At 65.6% G+C, this 2,485-nt stretch carries 3 protein-coding genes; all 3 read left to right on the top strand.

Translation table 11 applies throughout. The features are described 5' to 3' along the window. The first annotated feature begins 243 nt into the window (after positions 1-243). Positions 244-597 carry a putative quinol monooxygenase gene (locus ACZLZY_RS24765; protein ID WP_472935181.1) on the top strand — a complete coding sequence of 118 codons (354 nt, stop codon included), beginning with the start codon at positions 244-246 and terminating at the stop codon, positions 595-597. An 86-nt stretch (positions 598-683) separates the two neighbouring features. Then, the gene (gene grxB / locus ACZLZY_RS24770) at positions 684-1,328 is read left to right on the top strand and encodes a glutaredoxin 2 (protein ID WP_472935182.1); all 645 of its coding nucleotides are present in this window, start codon (positions 684-686) and stop codon (positions 1,326-1,328) included. Between the two features lie 46 nt (positions 1,329-1,374). After that, entirely contained in the window at positions 1,375-2,274 is a 900-nt protein-coding gene (locus tag ACZLZY_RS24775) for an NAD-dependent epimerase/dehydratase family protein (RefSeq protein WP_472935183.1), read from the top strand. Positions 2,275-2,485: the final 211 nt, after the last annotated feature.

A 2,485-nucleotide genomic window follows, 5' to 3' on the forward strand; every position in this document is an offset into this window, starting at 1 on the left:
AGAAGGCGGCAGCGAGACTGTGCCTCAGGCCCAACGGCCGATCTGCGCCTATCCGAAGTTTCCCGAGTACACTGGCGGCGACCCGTCGAGCCCCGCCAATTTCCGCTGCGCCGAGCGCGAGCGCGGAAGCCCAATGTCGCCTGCGGCTAGGTACCTGAACTGAGACACGACAAGCCCGGAAGCGGCTTCGCATGGCGAGCCGACTTTCCGGTCCCCTTCAACCACCTGAAACGAGAGCACCACATGACCGACGAGACCGTCTGCATCTATCACCTGACCCTGGATCCCGCGAACTTCGAGACGTTCAAGGAGCTGGTCGGTCGGATCGTGTCCGCGACGCGCCAAGAGCCGGGCACCCTCAGCTACGAGTACAGCGTCAACGCCGACCAGACCGCCGCGCACATTGTCGAACGGTACCGGACGCCCGACCTACTGGGACACGTCACGGACACGTTCGCGCCGTTCGCCGAGCGCTTCCTCGAACTCGTGACGATCGAAAAGCTCTTCGTCTACGGAGCGACCACGCCCGAGATCCGCGCGACGCTTGACGGGTTCGGCGCCATCTACATGACATCCTTCGACGGCTTCACACGCTGACACTGCCGGGAGAGACGCTGGCCGTCTCTCCGACACACGCCAACCCCGAACGTCCTGAATCCAACGTCGACCCCAGGAGACGACGCATGAAGCTCTACGTTTACGACCACTGTCCGTTCTGCGTGAAGGCGCGTGCGATCTTCGGTTTGAAGGGCTTGCCGTTCGAACTCGTCGTGATGGCGAACGACGACGCCGCGACGCCCGAGCGGATGGTCGGGCGGAAGGTGGCCCCCATCCTCGAGCACGACGGGCGTTACACACCGGAGAGCATGGACATTGTGCGCGCGGTCGACGCCATGACGGAGCCCCGAGCCCTGGTGGGTCCGACCAACCCGGACGTGACCCGTTGGATCGAGGAAGGGTCCCAGACGCTCTACCGTCTGGCCATGCCGCGCTGGGTTGCCGCACCGTTGGCGGAGTTCGCCACGGAGGATGCCCGCGCCTTCTTCACGGCCAACAAGGAAAAGGTCGTCGGCCCTTTCGCAGACAGGCTGGCCGAGACCGAAGAGCTCGTCGCCGCTGCGAACGCGCATCTTCTCCAACTGGAGCCGCTCGTGCGCTCGCCGGACGCCGTCAACGGCGAGCTGTCGGAGGACGACATCCACCTCTTCGCGCACCTGCGGGCGCTGTCCATCGTCCGGGGCGTTTCATACCCTCCGGCGGTCGACGCTTACCGTCGGAGAATGTCGGAAAAGACCGGAGTCCCCCTCCACGACGACATCGCTACCTGACCAGAAGGCTGCCTGCCTGACGGGTCGCCCCATCGAGGACCGCAAAATGAGACTGTTCGTGACGGGAGCCAGCGGCTTCATCGGCGGCTCCGTCGCCGCCGAGGCGGTGAGACGAGGCCACCAGGTGCGAGGTCTGGTCCGATCCGCCGAGAAGGCTGCGGCATGCGAGGCGTTCGGCATCGTCCCGGTTCACGGGACACTGGCTGATCACGACCTGCTGGCAAAGGAGGCCCGAGCCGCCGAGGCTGTCGTGAATGCAGCGAGCAGTGACGACCGGGAAGCCGTCGACGCGCTTCTCCGGGCGCTGGCTGGTTCGGGGAAGGCATCGCTCCACACCAGCGGCATCAGCATTGTTGCCGATCACGCAGGTGGCGAACCCAACGAAGCCGTCTTCGACGAGGACCACATGCCGACGCCCGCCGCCGACAAGGCGGCGCGCGTCGCGCTGGACCGAGCTATCCTGACGGCGCAGGGGGTGCGCTCCATTGTCCTCTGCAACGCGTTGGTGTTCGGCGACGCGCTCGGGCCGAAAGCTGAGAGCGTCCAGCTTCCGCTTCTGATCGACCAGGCAAGGGAAACTGGACGGGCCCACTACATCGGACGCGGCCTCAACCGCTGGTCCACCGTTCACGTCGCCGATGTCGTCGACGTCTATCTCCGCGCGTTAGACCAGGCGCCCGCCGGAACGTTCGCATTCGTGGAAAGCGGGGAGGCCTCGTTCCGCGAAATGGCAGAGGCCATATCTTGCACGCTCAGTCTGGGCGAGCCTCAATCCATGACGGTTGAAGCGGCGGTCGAGCGGTGGGGATACCAGCGGGCCATCTATTCCTTGGCCTCTAACAGTCGGGTTCGGAGCCTTCGCACCGAAGCGTGGAACTGGTTGCCCAAGCAGAGAGACGTCGTCGCTTGGATCGGCGACCACTTACGCGACGGCGCATCGGCGTAGCCCGAGAAGCAGGACGACGTCACGAAGCTTCCTCCGCGTGGTCTAGGCTGCCCGCTCTCGCTTGACGGGCACCCGGCTCGCCGCGTTGTTCGCTTCCACGACCTCCCGAAGCATGGCCAGGAAGTCTCCCGCGCGGTCGCCAAGCGGTTCGACAACGCGTCGCTGCGCCCGGTCGACCGCCCCTTCGACGTCCTCCAACAGGCGTTGTCCG

This window comes from Mesocryomonas lacus (assembly GCF_055730135.2).